The organism is Streptomyces sp. WMMB 322 (assembly GCF_900090145.1).
GTDB lineage: Bacteria > Actinomycetota > Actinomycetes > Streptomycetales > Streptomycetaceae > Streptomyces.
Map to the genome: position 1 here is coordinate 275,349 of NZ_FMHI01000007.1, position 24,235 is coordinate 299,583.

The 24,235-nt window shown below is 71.1% G+C and carries 20 protein-coding genes; 6 read left to right on the forward strand and 14 right to left on the reverse strand.

The features are described from left to right. Positions 1-119: 119 nt before the first annotated feature. From H180DRAFT_RS14385 to H180DRAFT_RS14395, 3 genes are all read right to left on the reverse strand, one after another. On the reverse strand, positions 120-1,808 hold the full coding sequence (locus H180DRAFT_RS14385; protein WP_055486432.1) for a pyridoxal phosphate-dependent decarboxylase family protein: 1,689 nt from the start codon (positions 1,806-1,808) through the stop codon (positions 120-122). Beyond that, positions 1,805-3,187 (reverse strand): MFS transporter, encoded by a 1,383-nt coding sequence (locus H180DRAFT_RS14390; RefSeq protein ID WP_254666029.1) that lies wholly within the window; start codon positions 3,185-3,187, stop codon positions 1,805-1,807. Before H180DRAFT_RS14390 ends, H180DRAFT_RS14385 begins: the two co-directional genes overlap by 4 nt. 177 nt (positions 3,188-3,364) lie before the next feature. Beyond that, positions 3,365-4,543 (reverse strand): cysteine desulfurase family protein, encoded by a 1,179-nt coding sequence (locus H180DRAFT_RS14395; protein ID WP_055486433.1) that lies wholly within the window; start codon positions 4,541-4,543, stop codon positions 3,365-3,367. Between the two features lie 213 nt (positions 4,544-4,756). Here H180DRAFT_RS14395 and H180DRAFT_RS14400 point away from each other — a divergent pair, with 213 nt between their 5' ends. Next, entirely contained in the window at positions 4,757-6,247 is a 1,491-nt protein-coding gene (locus H180DRAFT_RS14400) for a hypothetical protein (protein WP_139151387.1), read from the forward strand. A gap of 56 nt (positions 6,248-6,303) precedes the next feature. Here H180DRAFT_RS14400 and H180DRAFT_RS14405 read toward each other — a convergent pair whose 3' ends face one another. After that, the gene (locus H180DRAFT_RS14405) at positions 6,304-7,038 is read right to left on the reverse strand and encodes a Clp protease N-terminal domain-containing protein (RefSeq protein ID WP_055486435.1); all 735 of its coding nucleotides are present in this window, start codon (positions 7,036-7,038) and stop codon (positions 6,304-6,306) included. A gap of 94 nt (positions 7,039-7,132) precedes the next feature. On the opposite strand from H180DRAFT_RS14405, the gene H180DRAFT_RS14410 reads away from it, so the two are divergent. Further along, positions 7,133-7,942 carry a prepilin peptidase gene (locus H180DRAFT_RS14410; protein ID WP_055486436.1) on the forward strand — a complete coding sequence of 270 codons (810 nt, stop codon included), beginning with the start codon at positions 7,133-7,135 and terminating at the stop codon, positions 7,940-7,942. A 348-nt stretch (positions 7,943-8,290) separates the two neighbouring features. After that, positions 8,291-9,157 carry a M23 family metallopeptidase gene (locus H180DRAFT_RS14415; RefSeq protein WP_079100104.1) on the forward strand — a complete coding sequence of 289 codons (867 nt, stop codon included), beginning with the start codon at positions 8,291-8,293 and terminating at the stop codon, positions 9,155-9,157. Between the two features lie 156 nt (positions 9,158-9,313). Here the strand turns inward: H180DRAFT_RS14415 and H180DRAFT_RS14420 are convergent, their stop codons facing one another. Next, positions 9,314-9,790 carry a Dps family protein gene (locus tag H180DRAFT_RS14420; RefSeq protein WP_055486437.1) on the reverse strand — a complete coding sequence of 159 codons (477 nt, stop codon included), beginning with the start codon at positions 9,788-9,790 and terminating at the stop codon, positions 9,314-9,316. A 223-nt stretch (positions 9,791-10,013) separates the two neighbouring features. Between H180DRAFT_RS14420 and H180DRAFT_RS14425 the strand changes: the two genes are divergently transcribed. Both H180DRAFT_RS14425 and H180DRAFT_RS14430 read left to right on the forward strand, forming a co-directional pair. Continuing rightward, positions 10,014-10,907, forward strand: coding sequence for an alpha/beta fold hydrolase (locus H180DRAFT_RS14425; protein ID WP_055486438.1), 894 nt, complete (start codon positions 10,014-10,016; stop codon positions 10,905-10,907). Between the two features lie 155 nt (positions 10,908-11,062). Then, positions 11,063-12,376, forward strand: a complete 1,314-nt coding sequence (locus H180DRAFT_RS14430; protein WP_107097659.1) for an acyltransferase family protein — start codon at positions 11,063-11,065, stop codon at positions 12,374-12,376. 145 nt (positions 12,377-12,521) lie between these two features. Here H180DRAFT_RS14430 and H180DRAFT_RS14435 read toward each other — a convergent pair whose 3' ends face one another. The 4 genes from H180DRAFT_RS14435 to H180DRAFT_RS14450 form a co-directional block, all read right to left on the reverse strand. Beyond that, complete coding sequence (locus tag H180DRAFT_RS14435) at positions 12,522-13,028, reverse strand: hypothetical protein (protein WP_074466812.1); 507 nt, start codon at positions 13,026-13,028, stop codon at positions 12,522-12,524. A 116-nt stretch (positions 13,029-13,144) separates the two neighbouring features. Beyond that, positions 13,145-14,155 carry an ArsR/SmtB family transcription factor gene (locus tag H180DRAFT_RS14440; protein ID WP_055486440.1) on the reverse strand — a complete coding sequence of 337 codons (1,011 nt, stop codon included), beginning with the start codon at positions 14,153-14,155 and terminating at the stop codon, positions 13,145-13,147. A gap of 201 nt (positions 14,156-14,356) precedes the next feature. Beyond that, a complete protein-coding gene (locus H180DRAFT_RS14445; RefSeq protein ID WP_055486441.1) occupies positions 14,357-15,223 on the reverse strand; it encodes a thioesterase family protein in 867 nt (288 codons plus the stop codon). A 75-nt stretch (positions 15,224-15,298) separates the two neighbouring features. Further along, positions 15,299-15,967: a trimeric intracellular cation channel family protein gene (locus H180DRAFT_RS14450; RefSeq protein ID WP_055486442.1), complete on the reverse strand. Its 669-nt coding sequence runs from the start codon at positions 15,965-15,967 to the stop codon at positions 15,299-15,301. A gap of 492 nt (positions 15,968-16,459) precedes the next feature. On the opposite strand from H180DRAFT_RS14450, the gene H180DRAFT_RS14455 reads away from it, so the two are divergent. Continuing rightward, the gene (locus H180DRAFT_RS14455) at positions 16,460-17,206 is read left to right on the forward strand and encodes a transglycosylase SLT domain-containing protein (RefSeq protein ID WP_055486443.1); all 747 of its coding nucleotides are present in this window, start codon (positions 16,460-16,462) and stop codon (positions 17,204-17,206) included. A gap of 771 nt (positions 17,207-17,977) precedes the next feature. Here the strand turns inward: H180DRAFT_RS14455 and H180DRAFT_RS14460 are convergent. The 5 genes from H180DRAFT_RS14460 to H180DRAFT_RS14480 form a co-directional block, all read right to left on the reverse strand. Next, positions 17,978-19,060 (reverse strand): ABC transporter ATP-binding protein, encoded by a 1,083-nt coding sequence (locus H180DRAFT_RS14460; protein ID WP_055486495.1) that lies wholly within the window; start codon positions 19,058-19,060, stop codon positions 17,978-17,980. Between the two features lie 14 nt (positions 19,061-19,074). Beyond that, positions 19,075-20,175 carry an ABC transporter ATP-binding protein gene (locus H180DRAFT_RS14465; RefSeq protein WP_055486444.1) on the reverse strand — a complete coding sequence of 367 codons (1,101 nt, stop codon included), beginning with the start codon at positions 20,173-20,175 and terminating at the stop codon, positions 19,075-19,077. Next, positions 20,172-21,170 carry an ABC transporter permease gene (locus H180DRAFT_RS14470; RefSeq protein ID WP_055486445.1) on the reverse strand — a complete coding sequence of 333 codons (999 nt, stop codon included), beginning with the start codon at positions 21,168-21,170 and terminating at the stop codon, positions 20,172-20,174. The genes H180DRAFT_RS14465 and H180DRAFT_RS14470 overlap by 4 nt, the downstream gene beginning before the upstream one ends. A 126-nt stretch (positions 21,171-21,296) precedes the next feature. After that, complete coding sequence (locus tag H180DRAFT_RS14475) at positions 21,297-23,066, reverse strand: ABC transporter substrate-binding protein (protein ID WP_055486496.1); 1,770 nt, start codon at positions 23,064-23,066, stop codon at positions 21,297-21,299. Positions 23,067-23,155: 89 nt separating this feature from the next. Continuing rightward, entirely contained in the window at positions 23,156-24,157 is a 1,002-nt protein-coding gene (locus H180DRAFT_RS14480; RefSeq protein WP_055486446.1) for an ABC transporter permease, read from the reverse strand. Between the last annotated feature and the right edge of the window lie 78 nt (positions 24,158-24,235).

Below are 24,235 nucleotides of genomic sequence, written 5' to 3' on the forward strand. Positions count from 1 at the left end.
CGACGGTATTCCGGCCGGGACCGGAATCGTCTCGTTCTCGTGGTGCTGCGGACGCGGTACCGGGGACCTGCCGGCCCGGCGGCGGGCGCACTGCCCGGCCGACGCCGCAGCTGGCCGGTTCAGATCCGGAAGATCGACCCGACGTACTCCGCCAGCAGTCGTTCCTTCAGCGGCACGGGCAGCGCGTCCAGCAGGACGAGGACGGGCGCCATCCGCCCGCCGGTCCCGGCCGCCACCCCGCCACCCGGGCCACCGGTGCCGCCGGGGTCACCGGTGCCGCCGGGGCTACCCGCGTCGCGGTGCCCACCCGGCCCGTCGGCTCCGCCGAGCCCGGCGAAGGCCAGCACGGCGGCGACCTCTTCCGGCCCGATGGCCGACGGATCGAGGGTGTGCGCCAGCCGCGCCAGCTCCGGGTCGACGCGCACCGGAGGGAGCGCGCGTGCGGCGCTCAGCGACTCGCCGAGGGCGTCGAGGAACTCGTCGACCCGGCCGACTGTCGCCGGGGTCAGGGTGAGGTGCAGGTTGGGCGGCATACCGTCGTGGCTGAGCTGCGGCTGGAGATACCAGCCGCGGGTCCGCATCTCGTCGGCGAGGTGCAGCACGAGACTCAAGTCGCCCTCGGCGGCGGCCGGTTCGGAGCCGGGTTCGCCGGGCCCGCCGATCACTCCGCCTGCGGCGCCCTCGTCCGCGACCCCCGTGCCGACGGCGTGCGCGTCTGCGTCTGCGTCTGCGTCTGCGTCTGCGTCTGCGTCTGCGTCTGCGTCCAGCGTGAACGCGACCAGCCCCGCCTCCGGCCGCCCGAGTATCCGTACTCCCCCGATCCTGCCGAGCCCGTCGAGCAGCCGGTCCGACGCCGCCGCGACCTGCCGTGCCAGGTCCGTGTAGCCGTCCTCGCCGACGTGCCTCAGCACCGCCCATGCCTGCGCGAGCAGTCCCGCCGACTTCGTGCCCTGCACCGTCGGGTTGACGACGGGATAGCCCGGCCATCCGGCGTGCGCGAAGTACTGGTACCTGCGCAGCTCGGCGTCCCGGTGGAGCAGCACCGACGCGCCCTTGTCGGCGTATCCGTACTTGTGCAGGTCGACGGAGAGCGAGGTGACGCCGGGCAACGTCAGCTCGAACGGGGGGACTTCGCGCCCCGCGCGGCGCAGATACGGCAGCAGCCAGCCCCCGATGCAGGCGTCGACGTGGCACAGCACGCCCCGTTCCCCGGCGGCCGCGGCGATCTCCTCGACCGGGTCGAGGACACCGTGCGCGTAGGAAGGAGCGGAGGCGACGACGAGGGCGGTCCGTTCGTCGACCGCGGCCGCCATCGCCGGTGCGTCGGCCCGGTACGTATCCCTGTCGACGGGCACGACCACGGGCTCCACCCCGAGATAGGCGGCCGCCTTGTGGAACGCGGCGTGCGCGGTGGAGGGCACGACCATGCGCGGCTCGCGCACCCCCCGCACGGCCCGTGCGTGGTCGCGGGCCGTCTTGACCGCGAGCAGGATGCTCTCCGTGCCCCCGCTGGTGAAGGTCCCCTGCGTGCCGGGCGCGCCGAGCAGGGCGGCGGCGCTGCGCACGATGTCGTTCTCCAGGCGGGCGACGCTCGGAAAGACCGTCATGTCAAGGCCGTTGACGGTCGCGTACGCCGAATAGGCGGCGGCGGCCAGTTCGTCGAGCCCCTCCACGCCGGCGTCGTAGACGTAGGCGAAGGTGCGGCCTCCGCGGGTCGGCGCGTCGGCTTCGCGCAGTGCGCGCAGTTCGGCGAGCACGTCACCGGCGGGACGGCCCTCGGGCAGGCGGGAGTCGGATTCAGCGGTCAAGGTCTTCTCTCGTCCTTCACAGTCGCGGGAGCCGGGACGTCGGTGTATCTGCTCAGCAGCCACAGGCTCACGAGCGCGAGCACGGCGGGCAGCACGCTCATCCCCAGGACGATTCCGGTCAGTGCCGAGGCGGGCTGGTCCACGGCGTGCGCCGCGTCGGAGGAGCGGAAGCCGCTGACGGCCAGCACCGCGGCGAAGGCGCCCGCGCCGAGCGCGAAGGCCAGCGTCTCCACCGCCGTCCACAGGCCGGTGAAGGTGGCGGCGCGCTGCCGTCCCGTACGTACGGCATCGGCGGCGAGGTTGTCCGCGAGCATGCGCAGCGGCAGCAACTGCATTCCCCCGTAGGCGATTCCGACCGAAGCGATCGTCGCGTACGCGGGCCACGCGCCGGCCCAGGGCGTGAGGACGAGCACGACCGTCGCGCCGAGGAACACCCAAGAGGCGCAGAACTGCGCGTACTTGACGCCACGCGCCCGCGCGAGCCGGTTCCACAGCGGCATGACGAGCGCCAGAGGGCCGATCATGCACACGAACAGGGGTGTGACGGCGCTCGCCGAACCCAGGACGTAGGTGGCGAAGTACTGAACACCCGCGAGCATCACGCCGATTGCGAGCGCCTGCACCGCCCACATTCCGGCCAGGTACAGGAACGGCCTGTTGCTGCGGGCAGCGGTGAGCTGTGCCCGCAGCGAGGGCTCGGCGGTGGTGTGGGAGACCGCCGGTGCCTTACGAGTGCCGTGCCACGCCGCGAGCATCCCGAAGGCCAGCACGGCCGCCACGGCCACGCCCATCAGCCGGTAGCTGCCCGGGGTGTCGCCTCCCGCGTGCGCGATGGCGGGCGCCGCCGCACCCGACAGCAGGATCGCCACACCGAGGAAACCGACCCGCCAGGCGAGCAGTCTGCCGCGCTCGCCGCTGTCGTGCGTCAACTCCGCGGGCATCGCCACATACGGCACCTGGAAGACGGCGTAGGACGTCGCGGCCAGGAGGAAGAGCACCGCCACGTACGCGGCCGCGGCCGTGCCGCGCACCGGGGGCGCCGCGAAGATCAGCGCGAACAGCGGCGGCAGCGTCAGCGCGCCCGCCAGCAGGAACGGGCGGCGCGGCCCTCCGCGCAGCCGGCTGCGGTCGCAGACGGCGCCGACGACCGGATTGACGAGTACGTCCCAGGCCTTGGGGAGGAAGAGCGCGACGCCCGCAAGCGCCGCCGGGACGGCCATGACGTTGGTGAGGTAGTAGAGCAGCAGCAGTCCGGGAACGGTGGGGAACGTCCCGGTGCACAGCGACCCGAGCCCGTATCCGAGGCGCACCGAAGCGGGCAGCGGTGCGCTCACGGCGGGGGCCGGTGAGTGCGCGTGATCCCGTGGTCCACCGCCCACCGCACTCTCCTTCACCGCAGCCGTGACGCGGGCGTGCCGCTCGTCGACCGGTGCGCGGCGCACCGGTCGGGTGCCTCAGTCAACGGCACGACCGGCCGGGCGTTCCAGACGGTGATCGGGAAAAGCGCCGACCGCGCGAAGGCGGCACCGCCGCGGTGGAGAGGACCCGGCAGCCGTTCAGCTCAGCCCGGCGCCGCGGGCCCGCTCGACGGCCGGGCCGATCGCGCCCGCCAGCGCCTCCACGTCCGCCTCCGTAGAGGTGTGCCCCAGCGAGAAGCGCAGCGTGCCCCGCGCGAGGTCCGGCTCGGCGCCCGCGGCGAGCAGCACGTGGCTCGGCTGGGCGATCCCGGCCGTGCACGCGGAGCCCGTCGAGCACTCGATGCCCTGCGCGTCGAGCAGGAGCAGCAGCGAGTCGCCCTCGCAGCCGGGGAAGGAGAAGTGCGCGTTGCCGGGCAGGCGCCCCGCCGGGTCCGGGTCGCCGTTGAGCACCGCGTCGGGAACCTCCGTGCGCACGCGCTCGATCAGCTTGTCCCGCAGGGCACCGGTCTCCCGCTCGAAGGCCGTGCGCCGCTCGGCGGCCAGTTCGGCCGCGGTGGCGAAGGCGGCGACAGCGGGCACGTCCAGCGTGCCGGAACGCACGTCGCGCTCCTGGCCCCCGCCGTGCAGCAGCGGCACGGGCGTGTGCTCCCGGCGCAGCAGCAGCGCGCCCACCCCGTAGGGACCGCCGATCTTGTGCCCTGTCAGCGTCAGCGCGGCGAGCCCGGACGCGGCGAAGTCCACCTCGGCCTGACCCACGGCCTGCACCGCGTCCGAGTGCAGCGGCACGCCGAACTCCTCGGCTGCGGCGGCCAGTTCAGCCACCGGCATGACCGTGCCGATCTCGTTGTTCGCCCACATCACGGTGGCCAGGGCAACGCTGCCCGGGTCGCGCGCGACGGCGTCACGCAGCGCCCGCGCGTGCACCCTGCCGAACTCGTCGACGGGCAGCCACTCCACGTCCGCGCCCTCGTGCTCGGCGAGCCAGTGGAGCGTGTCCAGGACCGCGTGATGCTCGACGGGGCTGGCGAGGATGCGCGTACGGGCCGGGTCCGCGTCCCTGCGCGACCAGTACAGGCCCTTGACGGCAAGGTTGTCGGCCTCGGTTCCGCCCGCCGTGAAGACGACCTCGCTGGGCCGCGCACCGAGAGAGGCGGCAAGCGCTTCTCTGGCCTCCTCGACGGTGCGCCGCGCGCGCCGCCCGGAGCCGTGCAGCGACGAGGCGTTGCCGGTGACGGCGAGTTGGGCGGTCATCGTCCGGACCGCCTCGGGGAACATGGGCGTCGTGGCGGCGTGATCGAGGTAGGCGGAGCGGGCCATGATTCCTCGATTCTACGTACGTACGGGGCAGCTGCGTGCGTCGGGAAGGCGCGGCCGGCCACCGCGGGCGGCATCGGCCCGAACCCGCCCGACTGTTACTGTTCCGGCACCGCTACCGCGGGCGACGGCCCGGAGGACAGTCCGTCACAACATCCGTGCGTGCGGCCGTATTCCACGTGGGCGCAGGACCACGGAAGAACAGGGCAGGGGGGCGTGGCGATGCCACAGGTGCTGAGCAAGGGCGCGCGCATCACCGGAGGAGTCTTCTGCCTCCTCCTCGCGCTGCACACCTGGATCTGGGTGCTGCGGGACATCCTCGAACTCGGCTTCGCGGGCACCTGGAAGGTGTGGACGGGAGCCTTCGGACCGAGTGCGGGCGGGCTGACGGAGATTCCCGCCACCACCGCCGACGACGTCGGTCTCGGCCTCCTCCAGATCGCCGCCGCGTTCGCCGCGTTCACCGGCGCCTGGGCGGCCGGCGGCCTCATGGCCGTCACCACGGCGCTGACCCTGGCGTGGCGGCTGCCCGTGATCTGGCATGCGGGCCTGCACTCGGAGTCGACGCCGTACTACGCGCTGCGCGGCTTCTTCGACGACCCGTCGGTGGACGCCGCCTGGTCGAGCTGCTTCTGGGCGTCGCTGTTCTGCCTGCCGCTCGCGATCGTGCTGATGGCGGGCATCCGGCGGTGGACGGGACAGCCTGACGGGCCCGCCCAGCCGTACGGGGCTCCGGCTCAGCCCTACGGCCAGCCGTACGGGCAGCAGTTCGGGCAGCCGTACGGGCAGTTCGGGCAGCCTTTCGGGCAGGGGCAGCCCCAGCCTCCCCACGCCGCGCATCCGCCGGAGCCGCTGCTGCCGAGCGAGTGCCCGCAGCGCCCGACCGGGGTGCACGCGGTCGTGGCGGCGCTCTTCTGCGCCCTCCTGGTGCTCTTCAGCGCCGGCTGGAGCATCCACGCGTTCTCCACGGCGGGGGCCGACCACTGGCTCCGCCTGTTCACCGGACGGGGCACCGTCGTCACGCTGCTCGACGCATCCCCGGGCTGGGAGTGGCTCACGCTGATCGCCGTGGGCGGCGCCGCCTGCGTACTGGCCGGGGTCCGTACGCTCTCCGCGCGCGGCTTCTCCCTGGGCCTCGCCGTCCTGCTGCTGCCGCGCGCCGTCACGGTCCTGTGGGGCTACTTCGACGCGGGCGTCTTCTTCGAACTGGGCGCGGCGCCCGTGGCGGGCTTCTTCAGCCGCCTTCAGCTGCTGATCACGCTGGCCGGCGCGGTGACCTTGATCGTGCTGACGCTGCGGCCCGGAGTGCCGGCACAGCCCGGGCCCGCGCCGCTCGCGGCAGGTGCCCCGTCCTTCGGGTCGCCTCCCGGGCAGATGGGGCCGGGGCAGTTTCCGCCGGGGCAGGCCCAGCCGTACGTCCCGCCGCAGCCGGGGCCCGGGCAGGCGGGTCCGGCGTATGCCTATCCTCCGGTCCAGCCTGCCGCCTCGCCCCCTCCGGCCGGGCCGCCTCCCGGGGCACCGCCGGGGACGCCACCCCCTCCGGCCGGGCCGCCTCCCGGGGCACCGACGGCCGCACCGCCCGCGTCCCCGCCGTCGCAGGGCGGCGGGGACGGCGCCGAGGGTACGGACGGCGCGGGCGGCACGGACGGCGGTGTCGGCGGTGTCGGCGGCGTCGGCGGCGTGTTCGGGCCACCGCCCGCGTACTGAGCCCCGGGCGCGGCAGGGGCCCGGCCCGCACCGGTTCCGCTGCGGGCGGCGCCCGTTCAGTCTCCGGCGACGGCCGCCAGCGCGGCGGCCACCTCGGCCTCGGCGGACGCCTTGTCGATGCCGAGGCCCGCGAGCGTCCCCTCCCCGTCCTCGAGCTCCAGGAGCGCGAGGAGGATGTGCTCGGTGCCGATGAAGTTGTGGCCCAGGCGCAGCGCCTCCCGGAAGGTGAGTTCCAGCGCCTTCTTCGCCTGTGCGTCGAAGGGGATCATCTCCGGCACGCCGTCGACGGCCGCGGGAAGCGTCCCGGTCACCGTCTCCCGCACCGATTCGAGTGACACACCTCGCGCGACGAGTGCCTTCGCGCCGATGCCCTCCGGCTCGTCGAGGAGCCCGAGGATGAGGTGGCCGGGGCCGATCTCGGTGTTGCCTGCCTGACGTGCCTCGTTCTGGGAGGACACCACGACGTTCCGTGCCCGCGGGGTGAAGCGGCCGAAGCCCTGCGAGGGGTCCAGGTCGGCGCTCTCGCCCGGCACAGGGGCCTTGGGCACGAAGCGCTTCTGGGCCGCCTGCCTGGTCACGCCCATGCTCTTGCCGATGTCCGTCCAGGAGGCGCCCGAGCGGCGGGCCTGGTCCACGAAGTGGCCGATGAGGTGGTCGGCGAGGTCGCCGAGGTGGTCGGCGGCGAGCACGGCGTCCGAGAGCTGGTCGAGCGCGTCGGAGTGGACGTTCTTGATGGCGTCGATCAGGTCGTCGAGCCGTACCCGGCCGGCCATGGGAATGGGATCCGTCATGTGGCAACCTTAGGTTGACAACCCGAAGAGCGTCAACCGTTGGTTGACAGATGCCCGGAGGGTGACAGGACTGTCCGTTCCAGGGGGGACGCCGATGCCCGTACTCGTCCCGTTACTGACGCTGTGCGCTGCGGCGTACGGCGCGGCCGCGGGCTCGCTGCTGCCGCGCGCCGCCTACCGGCTGGCCGTGCCGCCGCAGACGCCATGGCGCGGACGGTGCCCTGCGGGCCACGAACTCACCGGCGCCGCACGCGGATGGCTCGGCCGCGCCCGCTGCCGGGCATGCCCGCCGGCCGGGACGGCGGCAGCGGCGGGCACCGGCCCGGGGGATGCCGGCGCGCCGCACGAGCCTGCCGCGCCCTTCGGCGGCTCGCCCCGGCTGTTCGCCGCCGTCTGCGCGTCGGTCTGCGTGACACTCGCGCTGTTCGTGGGCCCGCGGCCCGAGTTGGGCGTCTGGCTGCTGGCCGCGCCCTTCGGCCTGCTGCTCGCCGCCGTCGACCTCCGAGCCCAACGCCTCCCCGACATACTCACGTTGCCGCTGGCCGTGGCGACCGCCGCCCTGCTCGGCCTCGCCGCCCTGGCACCGCGGGCGGGCGGCGAATGGACGGGGGCGCTGCTGGGCGGAGCCGTCCTCGCCGCCGCCTACTTCGTGATGTTCCTGCTCAACCCCCGCGGCATGGGCTTCGGCGACGTGAAGCTCGCCGCCGCCCTCGGCCTCGCCCTCGGCTGGTACGGCTGGAACGTGGTCTTCGCCGGGACGTTCCTCGGCTTCCTCCTCGCCGCCTGCTACGGCCTCGCGCAGGTACTGGCCGGACGCGCGAAGTTGAAGACGGCGGTGCCCTTCGGCCCGTTCATGCTGCTGGGCACGCTGGCGGGAGTGCTGCTCGGCGGCGCCACGGCGTGAGGGGGCGACAGGCTGCGATCAAGTCCTCAGAGGTGAGATGCGGGACGCCCTCGGCGGTGCAGCCGCTCCGTCTCCCGGCGAGCACGGGGTGGCCTCATCGGCGCCGACAGCCGCCCCTGCCACACGCCCGGAGTCCACCGGCACCGGCACCGGCACCGTGAACGCCTCGCCGTCGACGCGGCGGCCCGCACCAGGCGCGCAAGAAGTTCCAGGAAGCCTTCGACGGCTTCAAGAAGGGCATGGGCCGTTCATGGTGCTGGGTACGCTTGGCGGAAGACCACTCAGCGGGCTCGCCGCAGCCGGACGGCCGGCGTCCGCGCGCTCGCAGGCAACCGGGGGAAAATGCGCATGCTGATGGCTGTGTGGAAGCGGCACGGTCTCGTCTTCGCGGCCGGAGCCGTGTGTGTTCTGGTCAACAGGCAAGGTCTCGGGCCGCTTTGGTTCACCGGCGTCACGCTGATCCTGGCGGGGCTGCTCCTGGCCGTCGCCATGAACTTCCGGCAGCGCCCGCGCGAAGGCCTGGCGCCCCTGATGCTCCCGGTGCCCTTCACCGGGCGCTGGACGGCGTTCAACAGCCCAGGGTCAAAGATCCCCAGCCACACTCACAGCCATGCTCAGACGTACGCGATCGACGTGAAGTACGAGCCGCGCCCGGGCAACGGCAAGGGCGGCGACGGCGACGGAAACGAGACTCCGGCCACCCCGCCCGTCACGTGGCTCTGGCCCCTCGCGCGCCGGCCGCAGTCCTACCCGTCCTTCGGCCGCCCCCTTCTCGCCCCGGCTGCCGGGATGGTCGTGGCGACCGCCGGCAGGCAGCGGGACCACCTGACACGTACGTCACTGCCCGGCCTGGTCTTCCTCCACCTGGAGGGGTTCGTCCGCGGCCTCGGGTGGCCCCGGCATCTCCTGGGCAACCACGTCGTGCTGGACCTCGGCGGAGGCGTCCACGCGGTCTTCGCGCATCTTCGCCGCGACTCCCTCCGGGTGAACCCGGGCGACCGGGTCACGGCCGGGCAGCAACTCGCCGAATGCGGCAACTCCGGCAACTCCTCCGACCCCCATCTGCACTTCCAGCTCATGGACGGCCCGGACGTGATGACCGCACACGGCCTGCCCTTCGAATGGCGCTATGCCGACGACGACGGAAGCGAACACACCGGCGTACCCCCGAACTTCAACAGTTTCGTCCCGACGGCTCCGGCGCCGCCCTCTTGAGGGAGCGGCCGTCTCCCGGGAGCGGCACGGGCCGGGTCTGCCCGTGCCGGGTGAAGCGGCGTCCGGCTGCCCGGGCCTGCGGCGGGACCGGCTCCGGCCGCATCATGACGGCCGGAGCCGGTCACTTCCTGTTCTCCCGGGGCTCGGCCCCGAGCCTCAACTCCCGTTCTCGGCCTGGAACATCCAGCGGTGCTTCTCCAGGTCGGCGGTGAGCTGTATGAAGATGTCCTCGGTCACGGGGTCCGGTTCGCTCACGGACTTCATGCGCTCACGGGCTCCGGCGATGGACGCCTCAAGCGCCTTGACCATCGTCCGTACCGCGTCGGTGTCCTTCTGCCAGCCTTCGTTCACCCGCTCGATCGCGCTCGTGGCCGCGACCGTCGAGGAACGGCCGTCCGGCGGCAGACCGAGCGCGGACGCCCTTTCCGCCACGGTGTCCGAGTACGAACGCGCCGTGGAGACCACCTCGTCGAGCTGGAGGTGGATGGACCGGAAGCGGGGCCCGATCACGTTCCAGTGGATCTGCTTCGCGACGAGGGAGAGATCCACCAGGTCCACGAGTTCGCCCTGCAGGGCTTCGCCGACGGTCTTCAGGTCGTCGTCCGGGAGCGTGCTCTTCACTGCGTAGGTCACAACCGTCTCGCTTTCTCTCGGCCGGCCCTGTATTTCCGGTGCCGGGTATCCGGATGAGCGCGCGGGATTCATCGCCCGGCGGACGCGTCCCGGCAACGGTCGATCACCATGCGGACCCGGCCGGTCACCGAACGTCGGGGCAACCGGCACCCGGTCGGCACCCGAGGTCGCAGCGGTCCGCAAATGGCGTGCGCAGGGGCCCCGCCGTACGGAGACTGGGCGCATGACGAAGTGCACTGCGGATGAGGCAGCGGCTGAGGCAGGTGACTGGGCGGCCGTCCTGGACCACACGTACGAGAGCTCCTCGGGCACCGTCCGGTGGGGCCGGCTCGCCCCCGCGGACGGGCCTCCCGTCGTCCTTCTGCACGGCACGCCGTGGTCGTCGTTCACGTGGCGGGCCGTGGCCCGTGCCCTGGCGCAGACGTACCGCGTCCACGTGTGGGACATGCCGGGCTACGGGACCTCCGCGAAGTACCAGGGCCAGGACGTCTCGCTCGCCGCGCAGGGCCTGATCTTCAGCGAGCTGCTCGGCCACTGGGGCCTCGGGGCCGGCGGCGCGCACCTTCCGGCGGTGCTGGCTCACGACTTCGGCGGCTGCGTCGCTCTGCGGGCGCATCTGCTGCACGGCGCCGAATACGGGCGTCTCGCGCTCGTCGACCCGGTTGCGCTGGCCCCCTGGGGGTCACCGGCCTACCGGCTGCTGGGCGAACAGGCGGAGGTGTTCGGGCAGTTGCCGCCCGCGCTGCACGAGGCACTGGTGCGTGAGTACATCCGCTCGGCGAGCGCGCACGGCCTGCCTCGGCGGGTGCTGGACGGGCTGGTTGCGCCGTGGGTGGGCGAGTCCGGCCAGGGCGCGTTCTACCGGCAGATCCAGCAGAACGACCAGCGCTTCACGGACGAGATCGAGGGACGCTACGGCGAGATCCGTCCGCCCGTGCTCGTCTGCTGGGGCACCGCCGACACCTGGATTCCCGTCGACCGCGCACACCGGCTGGCGGACATGATCCCCGGCGCCCGGCTCCGGTTCGTCGAGGGCGCCGGGCACCTGGTGCAGGAGGACGCGCCGGCCGAACTGACCGCCGCGCTCGCGGACTTCCTGCACGTCACGGCCGGGTAGCGACGCGGAGGGAGCAACGGACCGCGACCACGGCACGAGCGGGCCGCTCGTCGCAGAAGGCAGAAGGTAACCGCAACTCCCGCGCCCCCCGCGCGAAATCGCTGCATCGTACAGAAAAACTCCGTGCGCCGGCCGCCGCTCCTAGCGTGCGGCAGATGCTGCAGGCCGGTCCCGAGCGCGCGCCGCTTCCCCCGCTGCGTACTGAACCCCCCGCCGCCACCCGCGAGTTGCCGGAAGTCCCGGACCGCGGCGACGGCGGGGACGGCAGCGGCGGGGCGGGGCGTACGGACCGCGCGGGCCGCGCCGCCCGGGTGGAGAAGAGGCCGGCGGGAGAGCAGGACGCGCCGCACCGCGACCCGTATCTCGACAACGCCAAGTATCTGACGATCGTGCTCGTCGCCGTCGGGCACGCATGGGCGCCGCTGACGGTCGGCAGCCGGCCGACCGCGGCTCTGTACTACCTGCTCTACACGTTCCACATGCCCGCGTTCGTCATCATCTCCGGTTACCTCTCCCGCGGTTTCGAGTACCGGCCACGGCAGATCCGCCGCCTGCTGACCGGCGTCGTCGTCCCCTATCTCGTCTTCCAGACGCTGTTCACGTTCTTCATGCGGTGGGCCGGCGACGAACCGGAGCGTGAATTCGCCTACCAGGAACCGGAGTTCGCCCTCTGGTTCCTGGTCGCGCTGTGCCTGTGGCGGCTGACGACCCCACTGTGGAAGGCTCTGCGGTGGCCGCTGCCGGTCTCGTTGGCCGTCGCGGTCGCCGCCGGTGTGACGCCGAGCGTCAGCGGCGATCTGGAGCTGATGCGCGTGGCACAGTTCCTGCCGTTCTTCGTGCTGGGACTCCGACTGCGGCCCCGGCACCTCGAGTTCGTGCGGCACCGCGCCGTGCGGATTCTCGCCGTGCCGGTCACCGCGGGCGCGGTGGCGGTGTCGTACGCGGCCGTTCCGTACATCTCCGCGGCCCCGTTCCTGCACGACAAGGACGCACAGAGCCTGGGGCTCCCGTCATGGCTGGGCGCGGTGATGACGCTCACGGCGTTCGGCTGTGCCCTGGTGATGACGGTGTGTTTCCTGTCCTGGGTGCCGCGCAGGCGCATGTGGTTCACGTCCTTGGGCGCCGGAACGCTCTGCGCGTACGTGCTGCACGTGTATCCGCTCCAGTACGCCAAGGAGCTGGGCTGGTTCGAGGACGAGGGCGCACAGCATCCGCTCGACCGCTTCGCGATCACGGTCATCGCGGCGGGACTGATGACCCTGCTGTGCACGGCGCCGGTGCGACGGGCGCTGCGGTTCGTTCTGGAGCCGAGGCTGACGTGGTTCTTCACCCCGCAGGCGAACGCCCCCGCGCCGCGCGCGCCGGCCCCGCACGCGCCGGCCGCGAGCGCGCCCCGGCTGCCCGTGGCTCCCTCCTCGCGGCGGCTGGAGCTGCCGGCGGCACCGGTTTCGGAGAAGTCGCCGCCCTGAGAGCTCCCGTCGGAGCCGGCCGCCCGCCCTGCCCGCACCGCCGCCCTCCCCCGCGGGGCGGCGGCACGGTCCTCACCGGCAGCGGACCGAGGCCGGGCAGGACACCGGCGGGTGCCCTGCCCGGCCGGCTCCGGCCGGTGAGCGGTCAGCAGTTGCGGATCGACCAGACGGGCGTCCAGTCGTAGGACGTGCTGCCTTCGCCGGGAGCGACGGCCAGCAGGTGGTTGCCGCTCTTGCCGTAGAAGTGGGCGACGGCGCCGCCGGTCTGTGAGTTGCGGTAGGAGCCCGTGCCGACGAAGTTCGACAGGGCGTAGGTGTCGCAGTAGTAGAGGAAGAAGACCGCGTAGTCCCCCCTCGTGCTGTCGTATGCGGCGACGCACAGGTTTCCGGAGTCGCATGTGAGGCTGCCGCCCGCCGGCACGTGCACGATCTTCCGGGCCTTCGGCCAGGTCGTCGGAGGCTCCGCGAGCGCGGACCTGACCGACGGTGCCGCTGAGCCGGGTACTTCCGGCATGGTCAGGATCTGACCCGCCGGCTTCTTCTGTTCGCCGGCGGAGGAGGCCGCCTGGGCCGGTGCGGTCGTGGCGAAGACGACCGCCAGCAGGCAGGCCAGAGTGCCGAGCACGGCAAGAACGGAACGTCTCTTACGCATTCTGTGGATCCCCCCTGGGATGACGGAACACCGGGCCCCACGGTCGAGTGCGGGCCCGTCCGTTCCCTCAGGCTCGCCTCATGCTCCGCGCTTTCGCCAGACGTCGAAGCTGGGGCTTAAACGTCGAGCGGCGCGCCCAACGGGCGGTCGAGGAGGGCGAGTCCGGCAGGGGTGATGGTGTGCAGCACGTGCCTGCTGCGGCGCACGCTCACCAGCAGGCCCGCCCGGCGCAGGACGCCGGTGTGCTGGCTCACCGCCGCGTCCGAGATCCCCAGCCGCCGCGCGAGCTCCCCCGTCGTACGGCCGGTGACGACGTCCTCGAGGAGGGCGGCCCGGGTACGGCCGAGCAGCGTGCCCAGATCGGCGTCCCGCTCCGTGGCGCTCCGCCGCCGGGCCCACCCGAGGGTGTGCTGGATCGGATAGACCAGAACGGGCGTCAGGCCGGGGGACGGAGCCGCCAGCATGACGGGGTTGCGCGAGCAGAAGAAGGAGGGCTGCAGCACCAACCCCCGCCCTTCGAGCCGCAGTTCACGTTCGACCGGGTAGTCGGCCTCCAGGACGGGCGGTTTCCAGCGCAGCATCGGCCGGAAACTGGCCAGGAGTCCCTGCGTGCCGCCGTCCATGGCCGCCCGTGCACGCGCGGCCCGGTCGGCCTCCACCTGCGCCCGGATGTGCGCAAAGAAGGGGACGAGGGCCCGCCGGTGGTAGGCGTGCAGGGCCGAGCCCAGCCGGCGCAGGGCCTCGGGTTCGCCGTCGGCCAGGGCTCGGACGGCGGCCGGCAGCGGCGTGCCCCTCCGTGACGGGGAGGTGGCGAGCACCGCGAGGTCGCTGCGCAGGGCGGTCCTGGGGGTGCTGAGCACGGTGTCGACCGCGCTCCTGAGACCCGGCGCGGCCGGGCCCGGCGTGAGGAAGTCCGGCGAGTAGCCGCGCGCCGGAAGCAGTGCCGTGAGCAGTCTGTCCGCGGGGCCCAGCCGCGGCCCGACCAGGCGCCTCCAGTCACCGAACGCCGGTGTGTCGTCCCCGCTGATCAGCACCTGGAAGCTGTTGGTGATCTCCCAGAGGTGGTCGGGAGCGTCGGCGACGCGGACACGTGCGATGTCGTCGGCTGTGAAGTGCATCCGCAGCATGGGCTCTCCGACAGGGCTCGGTCACCGGCCGGTAGTCGGTGCTCCCTGACATTGTCCGAGCCCTTCGGCGGGGCGAAGCTGCATTCGGCCACCCGGCCGGTCGGGACGCGACCGGCCCGGAGCGGGCGGCCGCCGCCCCGTACGCCAGGACCGCCGCCCGTGACGGGCGGCGGTCTCCCCTGATCCCCGGGTATCCGGTGGTCAGCGGTTCGGTCCCGGCTTAGCCGCCTGTTCCGGCGCCCGGGCGAGCTGCCGGGACTGCGCGACGAGGCGGTCCGCGCTGTCCCAGACCTCCGCGTCCTCCTCCAGAAAGCCCCCGGCGAGGTTGACGGTCGTGACACAGACACGCAGCGGCCCCGGCGCCGGGCGGGCGCGGACGTGGACGGTGAGCTCGACGGTGGGCACCCAGCCGCTCAGTCCCAGCTCGAACGCGGTCGGGGGCAGAGCGTCCACGGCCATCAGCACCGACAGCGGGTCCGGATCCCGTCCGTCGGCCAGTCCGAACCAGGCGCGCATCTCGCCGCGGCCGCTCGGCGCTCCGACCGCCCAGCCGCACGTGGCCGGGTCGAGCCGCAGGTCGAGGCGCTTGCCCATCTCCGGGCCGGCGTCCGGGCCGGCCGGGTTGTCCTGAGCGCTGAAGCACTGCCCGCGGGGAGGCATCGCGGGCGGCTCGGCGCTGGTACGGATGTCGCCGGTGACCGTGTCCAGGTCCCCGTAGGAGGCGAGGACGCGGATGCGCTCGACCTCGCGGCCGTCGGCAGCGGTCTGGAAGAGGCCGGCCGTGCCGGTGGAGAGGGTGCGGCCGCTGCGGACGGCCTCGCTGCGGATGACGGCGGGCCCGTGAGTGGTGGCCGACAGGTAGTGCGCAGTGATCGTGAACGGGTCGGGGTGGGGCAGAGTCTCGCCGAGTGCGCGGCCGAGGGTCGCCAGCAGGTACCCGCCGTTGAGGGCGTGGCCGATGGCCCAGCCCGGGGAGAGGTGCGTGTCGTGGACACCGGGCTCACGTTGCCTTACGGAGGTGTCGCGGTCGAACTCGCTCAGGGTGGCTTCGCAGATGGTGTCGGACATGTGAGCACCGTACACGGAGAAGTTACCCACGGGTAGTCGCGCCTGAACAAACTCGCGCCGGGCCCGGGAGGCTCGTCAGCCTCCCGGGTCCGCGTCCGGCACCGTCGAGCGCCGGTGCCAGGCGCGCGGGGCGCGCCAGCCGAAACGCAGCGCCAGCAGGCGCACGGCGAACGCCAGGGAGGCGGCCGCGAGCATCGTCACCGCGTTGAGAGCACCGGCGTCCAGCAGGAGCGCCGTCACGGTCGCGCCGATGATGGCGGGCACGGCGTACAGGTCGCGGTCCCATCGCAGCAGTGACGGCACCTCGTTCGCGAGCACGTCGCGCAGCACCCCGCCTCCGGCCGCCGTCGCCAGCCCGAGCACGGCGGACGCGAAGAGCCCCAGCCCGTATTCGTGGGCCTTGACGGTGCCGACGACACAGAACAGGCCCAGCCCCGCCGCATCGAAGACGTTGATGGCCTTGTTGATCCGCTCCACGTGCGGGTGCAGGAAGAAGACGAAGGCCGTGGCGATCAGCGGAGCGTGGAAGTACCAGGCGTCAGTGAAGGCGGCGGGCGGCACGGCGCCGATCACCACGTCACGGAAAAGCCCGCCGCCGAGCCCGGTGACCTCCGCCAGCACGGCCATGCCGAATACGTCGAAATTCTTGCGCACGGCGAGGAGGGCGCCGGATATCGCGAAAACGAAGATGCCGGCGATGTCGAGCCAGTGCTGCACGGCCGGGTCGAGCAGGTGCTGATTCACGGACCCATTCTTCCCATGCCGGCACCCGCCCGGGACAACCGTGCGGGAGCACGGAGCGAAAAGAGGCCCACCCGGCGCTCCGCGGACTGCAGCCGCCACTGGAGGCGGCTCTGACCTGCGCCGATACCAGCGGACGGCGAACCGGGACAAAGCATGACACCGGGAGAGCGGAATGCAATTGCTGCACCACGCTGGGTTCATTCGGAGCCCGCCCGGTGTGAGGCGGCGCATAAGACGCACGTCACATCCGAACCCGCTTAGTGGCCAACTTCGGATACCGCCGCAACCCTCGCGGCATATCGATGGTTGTGTCCTTCATGTCCAATTAAGTACCTGCATTTCGGTCCGTAGCCGCTTAGTAGGTCACATATTTGGCAGCCGCCTCGGGAGCCTTTACCAATGTCAGCGTCGCTTCGCGCCGGGAACCGAACTCGGCGCCCCCGCCGATCCGGCAGACACGCGACGCAGCCAACGAAAGGTATTCGCTCTTCCATGCGCATCCCCAACCGCCTGACCAGGACCCAGAAGTCCGCCGCTGTCGGCCTTGCGGCCGCCGCAGGAGTCGCGACCCTGACCGCCGGCGCCGCGTCCGCCCACTCGGACACCACCACGGGCCAGGGTCCGGCCAAGCCGGTTGCGAGCCACTCGGTGAACGTGGCCGGCCATCCGTCTTCCCAGGCAGCCAAGGCCGCGACGGGCGATCACGACACCGACAACACGCGCAGCCACGCACCGGCCAAGCCCCTCGTGAAGGGTGAGGCGAGCAAGCAGACCTCCGCCGCCAAGCCTGCCGCCGAGGCAGACAAGGCCCAGAAGACAGACAAGGCCGAGAAGGCCGAGAAGGCCGAGCAGACCCGCAAGGCCCAGGAGGCCCGTGCCGACAGGACGGCCGAGCGTTCCACGGCGGGACTGAGCAAGTCCGAGAAGGTCGACGTCTGGATCAAGGAAGCCCGCTCCATCATGAAGAAGGAGGGCATCCCCGGCTCGCACCACGGCATCAAGAAGAACGTCATGCGTGAGTCCGGCGGCGACCCGAACGCCATGAACGACTGGGACATCAACGCCAAGAAGGGCACGCCTTCGAAGGGTCTGCTGCAGACCATCCAGCCGACCTTCGACGCGTACCACGTCGACGGCACCAAGAAGAAGATCACCGACCCGGTGGCGAACATCGTCGCGGCCTGCAACTACGCCGCCGACAAGTACGGGTCGATGGACAACGTGAACTCCGCGTACTGATCCGGCGCGGAACGGCAAAGGGCGGCTGCGTGCTCACGCAGCCGCCCTTCTGCGTGCGTGCGGCGGCGCCGTGCGGGTGGGCTGTGCGTGGGTGGGGCGCCTGGGGTGGGTGCTGGGTGCCGGGGGCGTGCCGCTCCGGGGGGCAAGTCCGGGCCGCATGATTTCCCTCCCTGAACCGTCAAGGGCCTTCGTGCTGGCTTCCATATGCCGGTCCGCAAATCACTTCCCCACGCTTCGCTGGGGAGACCCCAAGGGCCCGTCCATGCCCCCCTGCGCGCCCCGCCCCCTCCCGCCCGTCCGCGGCTCTCCCCAGGGGCCCCACCAAGACCCCCTCATCCACACCGGGACAGTGGGCCCGTGGCCCGTCGTCCTCCACCTCCGTCCTGAGCATCGGCGAACCGGTGGACGCGCACGGGAGTTGAGCCACCGGACGAGCCTGGGCCAGTGCCCCGAAGGGCCACCGGTGAGGCAGCCGCAAGTCAACCGGACTCCCGGACCGGAGAAGAGGGACGAAAGCGGCAGACGCCGGACGGGCGGGAGGGGGCGGGACGTGGAGGCGGGGGGCACGGGGCTTAAACGTGATTTGCGGACCGCCATATGAAGGGCAGCACGGAAACCCTTGACGGTCCAGGGAGGTAAATCATGCCGCCCCGGGACACCCGCCGGAACGGCCCGCCCCCGGCACCCACCACGAACCCCAGGCGCACCCCGCACACCCGCCAACCCGCACCCGCCCCCGGCGCGGCGCCTCCCCCTGCCCTCGCCCCGCCGCTAACCGGCGACCGGCGTGCTGTCCTCCGGCTGCTGGTCCGGGGCGTTCTCCGGGTGGTGGCACGCGGCCTCGTGACCGGGGGCCAGGGAGACCAGCGGCGGCTCGGCCGTCTTGCAGATCTGCGTCGCCTTCCAGCACCTGGTGTGGAAACGGCATCCGCTCGGCGGCTTGATCGGCGAGGGCACGTCGCCCTGGAGCAGGATGCGGTCCCGGCCGCCCTGCGCCCTGCGCCGCGGGTCGGGCACCGGCACGGCGGAGAGCAGCGCCCGCGTGTACGGGTGCATGGGCGACTCGTACAGCGACCTGCGGTCGGTCAGCTCCACGATCTTGCCGAGGTACATCACCGCGATCCGGTCCGATACGTGGCGGATCACCGAGAGGTCGTGCGCGATGATCACGTATGTGAGGCCGAGCTCGTCCTGGAGGTCGTCCAGCAGGTTGATGACCTGCGCCTGGATGGACACGTCCAGCGCCGAGACCGGCTCGTCCGCGACGACGAGCTTCGGGTTGAGGGCGAGGGCGCGGGCGATGCCGATGCGCTGCCGCTGCCCGCCGGAGAACTCGTGCGGGTAGCGGTTGTAGTGCTCCGGGTTGAGACCGACCAGGTCCAGCAGCCGCTGCACTTCCTTCTTCACGCCGCCCTCGGGCGTGACGCCCTGGAGCTTGAAGGGAGCGCTGACGATCGCGCCGACGGTGTGCCGGGGGTTCAGCGACGAGTACGGGTCCTGGAAGATCATCTGGACGTCGCGCCGCAGCGGGCGCATTCCGCTCACACCGAGGTGTGTGATGTCCCGGCCCTCGAACTCGACGGTGCCCGCGGTCGGCTCCAGCAGCCGCGTGATCAGCCGGCCCATCGTCGACTTGCCGCAGCCGGACTCCCCGACGACGCCCAGTGTCTCCCCCGCCCGCACGTCGAAGTCGATGCCGTCGACCGCTTTGACAGCGCCGACCTGCCGCTTGAGAAGGCCCTTGGTGATCGGGAAGTGCTTCGTCAGCCCGCTCACCTTCAGCAGCGACTCGCCCGGCTCGGGGTCGGCCTTGGTCTGCACGGCGTCCGTCGCGCGCTGGGACGGGATCGTCATCTGCTCGTCCTCACTCACAGCTTCGGGGCAATCTCTTCGTTCCAGATGCGGTCCCGGTCCGCGCGGTCCATGTGGCAGGCGGACAGGTGGCCCTCGCTCACTTCCCGCAGCTCGGGCCGTTCGGTGCGTGTGACGTTGCCCTTGGGCACATCCGCGTACGGGCACCGCGGGTTGAAGGCGCACCCCTGCGGGATGTTGATCAGGCTGGGTGGCGAGCCCTTGACGGGGATGAGCCGTTCGCTCTGCGCGCGGTCGATGCGCGGCATCGAGCCGAGCAGACCCCAGGTGTAGGGGTGCTGCGGCTCGTAGAAGACCTGCTCGGCCGTGCCGTACTCGACGCAGCGGCCCCCGTACATGACGAGGATGTCGTCGGCGAGCTCGGCTACGACCCCCAGGTCGTGCGTGATGATGATGACCGCGGAGCCGAACTCTTTCTGCAGGTCGCGGATCAGGTCGAGGATCTGCGCCTGCACGGTGACGTCCAGCGCGGTCGTCGGCTCGTCGGCGATCAGCAGTTCGGGGTTGTTCACCAGCGACATCGCGATCATCGCGCGCTGCCGCATGCCGCCGGAGAACTCGTGCGGGTAGCTGTTGACGCGCTGGTCGGGCTGGGGGATGCCGACCCGGTCGAGGAGTTCGACGGCACGCTTGCGGGCCGTCTTCTTGTCCACGTCGTGATGGACGCGGTACGCCTCGACGATCTGGCTGCCGATCGTGAAGTACGGGTGGAGCGCGGAGAGCGGATCCTGGAAGATCATCGCCATCTCGCGGCCGCGCAGCCTGCGCACCGAGTCCGCGTCGGCGGACAGCAACTCCTGTCCGTCGAGCCAGATCTCGCCCGAGAGCTGCGCCTTCTGACGCCCGTACTGCCCGACCGTGTGCAGGCCCATGATGCCGAGCGAGGTGACGGACTTGCCCGACCCGGACTCGCCGACGATGCCGAGCGTCTTGCCCTTCTCCAGCTGGAAGGAGAGCCCGTCGACGGACTTGACCAGACCGTCCTCGGTGGGGAAGTGCACGTGCAGATCGCGCACTTCGAGGAAGGAGCGGGCGGGAGCACGGCCGGCGACGGGCTCGCCGACCGCCGAGGTGCCCGTCGTGTGCGATTCCGTCATGCGAGCCTCACTCGGGGGTCGATCACGCCGTACAGCAGGTCCACGATGAGGTTCGCCACGACCACCGCGGAGGCGGTGATGAGTGTGACGCCGAGGATCAGCGGCAGGTCCTTCTCCCCGATCGCCTTCAGCACGGCCTGGCCGAGGCCGGGGAGGCTGAAGGTCGTCTCGGTGAGGATCGCACCGCCCATGAGGGCTCCGAGGTCGACGCCGAGAAGGGTGATGACCGGGGTCATCGTGGAGCGCATTGCGTGCTTGCGGATGACGACCGGCTCCCGTACGCCCTTGGCGCGGGCGGTGCGGATGTAGTCCTCGCCCATCACCTCGAGCATGGTGGCGCGCGTGAGCCGGGCGTACATGGCGCCGAAGAGGAACGCCAGGGTGAGCCAGGGGAGGATCATCCCGCTGAACCACGCGGGGAAGCTCTCCTCGAGCGGCGTGTACTCGTTGCTGACCAGCCCCAGCCCGTAGGAGAAGATCGCCAGCGACAGCAGGCCGGTGAAGTAGATCGGCAGCGAGACACCGCTGAGGGCCATGCCCATGGCCACGCGGTCCCAGAGCGTGCCGCGGCGCAGCGCCGAGACGACGCCGGCGACCAGCCCGATGACCAGCCAGATGATCGCGGCACCGACGGCGAGGCCGAGGGTGACGGGCAGCCGGTCGGCGAGGATCGGCCAGATGGCCTGCTCGGTCTTGAACGAGTAACCGAAGCAGGGCGCCTCGCAGTGGTACGTGTCGCCGGCGCTGGTGTAGTCGCGTCCGACGAGGATGCCCCTGAAGAAGTCGAAGAGCTGGACGAGGATCGGGTCGTCCAGGCCGAGCTTCTCCCTGATGCCGTCCAGCGCCTGCGCGTCGGACTGCTTGCCCGCGAACATCGTGGCGGGGTCCACCCCGGTCCACTTCGGGATCAGGAAGAAGATGCCGAACACCGCCAGAACGACGACGACGAGCATCACGACGACGGCGAAGAGCCGCCTGATGAGATATGTGAGCACTGCTACCGGCCCGGCGGGGCCCGGTGGACTCCCCGAGGTCGTCGGAGAGTTCACCGGGCCACCACTGCGGCCCTCACCTGCCCTTCATGACTGGCGGCGGGTGCGCCGGCGAAGCGGTCGGGACGGTCACTTGACGCCCAGCGAGGCGTAGTCGTACCGGCCGTTGTACGAGTCGGCAACGTAGACGTTCGTCAGCCTGCTGGAGCGCCAGATGATGTTCTTCTCGAACGTGAAGGGCAGGTAGTAAGCACCCTTCATGATCTCGGCGTTGATGTCCGCGTACTTCTTGGCGGCCTTGTCGGGGTCGAGTTCGGCGATCGCGTCGGCGAACATCTTGTCGATCTTCGGTTCATCGATCATGGCGAAGTTGTTGTTGCCGTTGGGCAGGATGTACTTGCTGCCCCACAGCGGCAGACCGAAGCCCTGTCCGGAGGGGAAGTCCGCACCCCAGCCCATGATGATGATCCCGTAGTTCTTCTTCTTGACCACCTCGGGGTTGCCGATGATCCCGGCGGTCTGCGCGCCGTCGTACTCATCGATCTCGGCGTTGATCCCGACCTTCTTGAGCGACGCCTGCATGGCCTCCGCGGACGCGACCTCGACCTGCTTGTTGTTGCGGACCGCGATGGTGGTCTTGAAGCCGTTCGGCTTCCCGCACTTCTTCAGCTCGGCCTTGGCCTTGGCCACGTCGGCCGCGCCCTCGTTCTTGGCGATGCCGTACGGGTCGTACTTCAGGTCGGACCCCGGCACGGACGACGGCAGCATGTTGGTGCCGATGTCGCCGCCGGCCAGCGGGCCGCCGCGGGCGTTCTGAATCGACTTGTGATCCGAGCCGTAGATCATCGCCTTGCGGCAGTGGATGTTGTCGAACGGCTTCACCGTCTGCGGGAAGACCGCATAACGGATGAACCCGGTGGCCGGGTTGTCGATGTTGCCCTTGTGTTCCTTCAGCGCCGTCTGACGTCCCGCGGCCTCCAGGCCGGTGGCGTTGATGTCCAGGTCGTAGTCGCCGTTGATGAGGCGCTTGTCCATCTCGTCGGCGTTGGTCAGCAGGGTGACGGTGATCTTGTCCGGCAGCGCCTTGCGGATGTTGTCCGAGGACTTCTTCCACTCGGGGTTGCGGACGAGCGTCAGCTTCTTGTTCGGCGTGTACGACTCGAACTTGTAGGGACCGTTGGAGAAGGGCTTCAGGCCGTACTTGGACTTGGTGTCCTTGTCCTGCCGCACCGGCGAGGACGACGGCATGGCCAGCATCTGCTCGAAGTCACCGTTGCGCTTGGGCAACTTGAAGACGATCTCCGTGTCGCTCGGCGTCTCGATGGCTTCCAGACCGAGCTTGTCCTTGGACTTGTCCTTGTACGGGCCCTTGTACTTGCCGTCCGGGTCGAGCGTGTCCTTGATGTAGACGGGACCGCCGGAGAGGACGTCCTGAGCCCACTGGCGCTCGATGCCGTACTTGATGTCCTTGGAGGTGACGGGCTTGCCGTCCTCCCAGGTGGCGTCGTCGCGCAGTTCGTAGCGGTAGGTCTTGCCGTCGTCGGAGATCTTGGCGGTGGATTTCGCCAGGTCCGGGACCAGCTCCAGGCTGTCCTTGCCGGGAGAGGGCTTGTAGGTGATGAGTTGACGCGTGTAGTAGCGCATGAAGTCCCAGGCGAAGCCGTAGTAGCCGCGCGTCGGGTCCCAGGAGTCGGCGTCCTGGGTGCCGATGAACTTCAGCGTCCCGCCCTTCTTGTCGGACGCGTTGGCCATCTTGCCGTTGGCCGCGTTGAATCCGGGCGCCTTGCCGTCGCCTTCGTTGTCACTGCCGCCGCCACCGCACGCTGCGGTGGACAGGAGGGCCGCGACCGCGACGGCCGACGCGGCGATCCTGCGCCTCGATGAGCGTTGGGTTGTCACGATCTGCATCCTCCGGTGTAGGTCACGGCCCGCACGGCTGCGCCGGGCCGGGTTACAGGACCAGGGCACGCCTGGTGATGTGGGGGGAGTCATCGGGACCCCTTGGGGTCGAGGGCGTCGCGCACGCCGTCGCCGAAGAGGTTGAAGGAGAGGACGGTGATGAAGATGGCGACGCCGGGGACCACCATGTACATCGGGTCCGCCTCGTAGTAGCGCGTCGCCGTCGAGAGCATCTGGCCCCAGGAAGCGGTCGGCGGCTTGACTCCGACGCCGAGGAAGCTGAGGGCGGCCTCGGTAAGGATGTTGGTGGGAATCATGAGCGTCGTGTAGACGGTGATCGGCGCGATCAGGTTGGGCAGCAGCTCCTTGAAGAGGATGTAGCGCCGCCCCGCGCCGAGGCTCCGAGCCGCCTCCACGTACTCCCGCTCGCGCAGCGAGAGCGTCTGGCCGCGCACGATGCGGCCGATGTAGGGCCATCCGAAGAAGCCGATCACCAGGATCATCACGGTGAGCCGCACGCCCGTACCCGTCAGCCCGAACATCTGGTTGGGGACCACGGAGATCAGCGAGATGATGAACAGCAGCTGGGGGAAGGCCAGCAGCATGTCCATCACGCGGCTGATGGCGGCGTCGAGCCAGCCGCCGAAGTAGCCGGCGAGAGCACCGAGCACGGTGCCGACAACCACGGCCACCACGGCCGAGAGGAAGCCGACGAGCAGCGAGACGCGTGCGCCGTAGATGATGCGGCTGAACACGTCGCGCCCGTTGCCCGGTTCGACGCCCAGCAGATGCTCGCCGCTGATGCCGCCGAGCGCGCCCTTAGGGGTCTGGAAGAGGGGGTCGATCATGTCTTCGTGGTGCTGGTGCGGCGGATGCCCCAGCAGGCTCACGATGAACGGCGCGAACGCCGCGATCACTATGAGCACCAGCACGACGGCGCCGCCGGTGAGTGCGACCTTGTCCCGCTTGAGGCGGTTCCACGCGATCCGTCCGAGAGAGCGTCCTTCGATGGACTTGCCTTCTGCGCCGCCACCCAGTGCCGGATCGACGGGCGCGATCTCCGCGGACGTGTCGTGCAGTGGTGCCGTCATCGTGGGGAAACCCTCTCTCGGCCGGGGGTGACCAGCCACGCCCGCCGCTGTAGCGGCCAGTTCGCAATCAACTCGTTC

Coding starts and splice junctions, on each gene's coding strand:
- H180DRAFT_RS14440 (WP_055486440.1), bottom strand. CDS start 14,155: ATGCTGCGGATGCACTTCACAGCCGACGACATCGCACGTGTCCGCGTC.
- H180DRAFT_RS14395 (WP_055486433.1), bottom strand. CDS start 4,543: ATGGCCCGCTCCGCCTACCTCGATCACGCCGCCACGACGCCCATGTTC.
- H180DRAFT_RS14460 (WP_055486495.1), bottom strand. CDS start 19,060: ATGACGATCCCGTCCCAGCGCGCGACGGACGCCGTGCAGACCAAGGCC.
- H180DRAFT_RS14425 (WP_055486438.1), top strand. CDS start 10,014: ATGACGAAGTGCACTGCGGATGAGGCAGCGGCTGAGGCAGGTGACTGG.
- H180DRAFT_RS14405 (WP_055486435.1), bottom strand. CDS start 7,038: ATGACGGATCCCATTCCCATGGCCGGCCGGGTACGGCTCGACGACCTG.
- H180DRAFT_RS14455 (WP_055486443.1), top strand. CDS start 16,460: ATGCGCATCCCCAACCGCCTGACCAGGACCCAGAAGTCCGCCGCTGTC.
- H180DRAFT_RS14480 (WP_055486446.1), bottom strand. CDS start 24,157: ATGACGGCACCACTGCACGACACGTCCGCGGAGATCGCGCCCGTCGAT.
- H180DRAFT_RS14430 (WP_107097659.1), top strand. CDS start 11,063: ATGCTGCAGGCCGGTCCCGAGCGCGCGCCGCTTCCCCCGCTGCGTACT.
- H180DRAFT_RS14415 (WP_079100104.1), top strand. CDS start 8,291: ATGCTGATGGCTGTGTGGAAGCGGCACGGTCTCGTCTTCGCGGCCGGA.
- H180DRAFT_RS14445 (WP_055486441.1), bottom strand. CDS start 15,223: ATGTCCGACACCATCTGCGAAGCCACCCTGAGCGAGTTCGACCGCGAC.
- H180DRAFT_RS14435 (WP_074466812.1), bottom strand. CDS start 13,028: ATGCGTAAGAGACGTTCCGTTCTTGCCGTGCTCGGCACTCTGGCCTGC.
- H180DRAFT_RS14410 (WP_055486436.1), top strand. CDS start 7,133: ATGCCCGTACTCGTCCCGTTACTGACGCTGTGCGCTGCGGCGTACGGC.
- H180DRAFT_RS14465 (WP_055486444.1), bottom strand. CDS start 20,175: ATGACGGAATCGCACACGACGGGCACCTCGGCGGTCGGCGAGCCCGTC.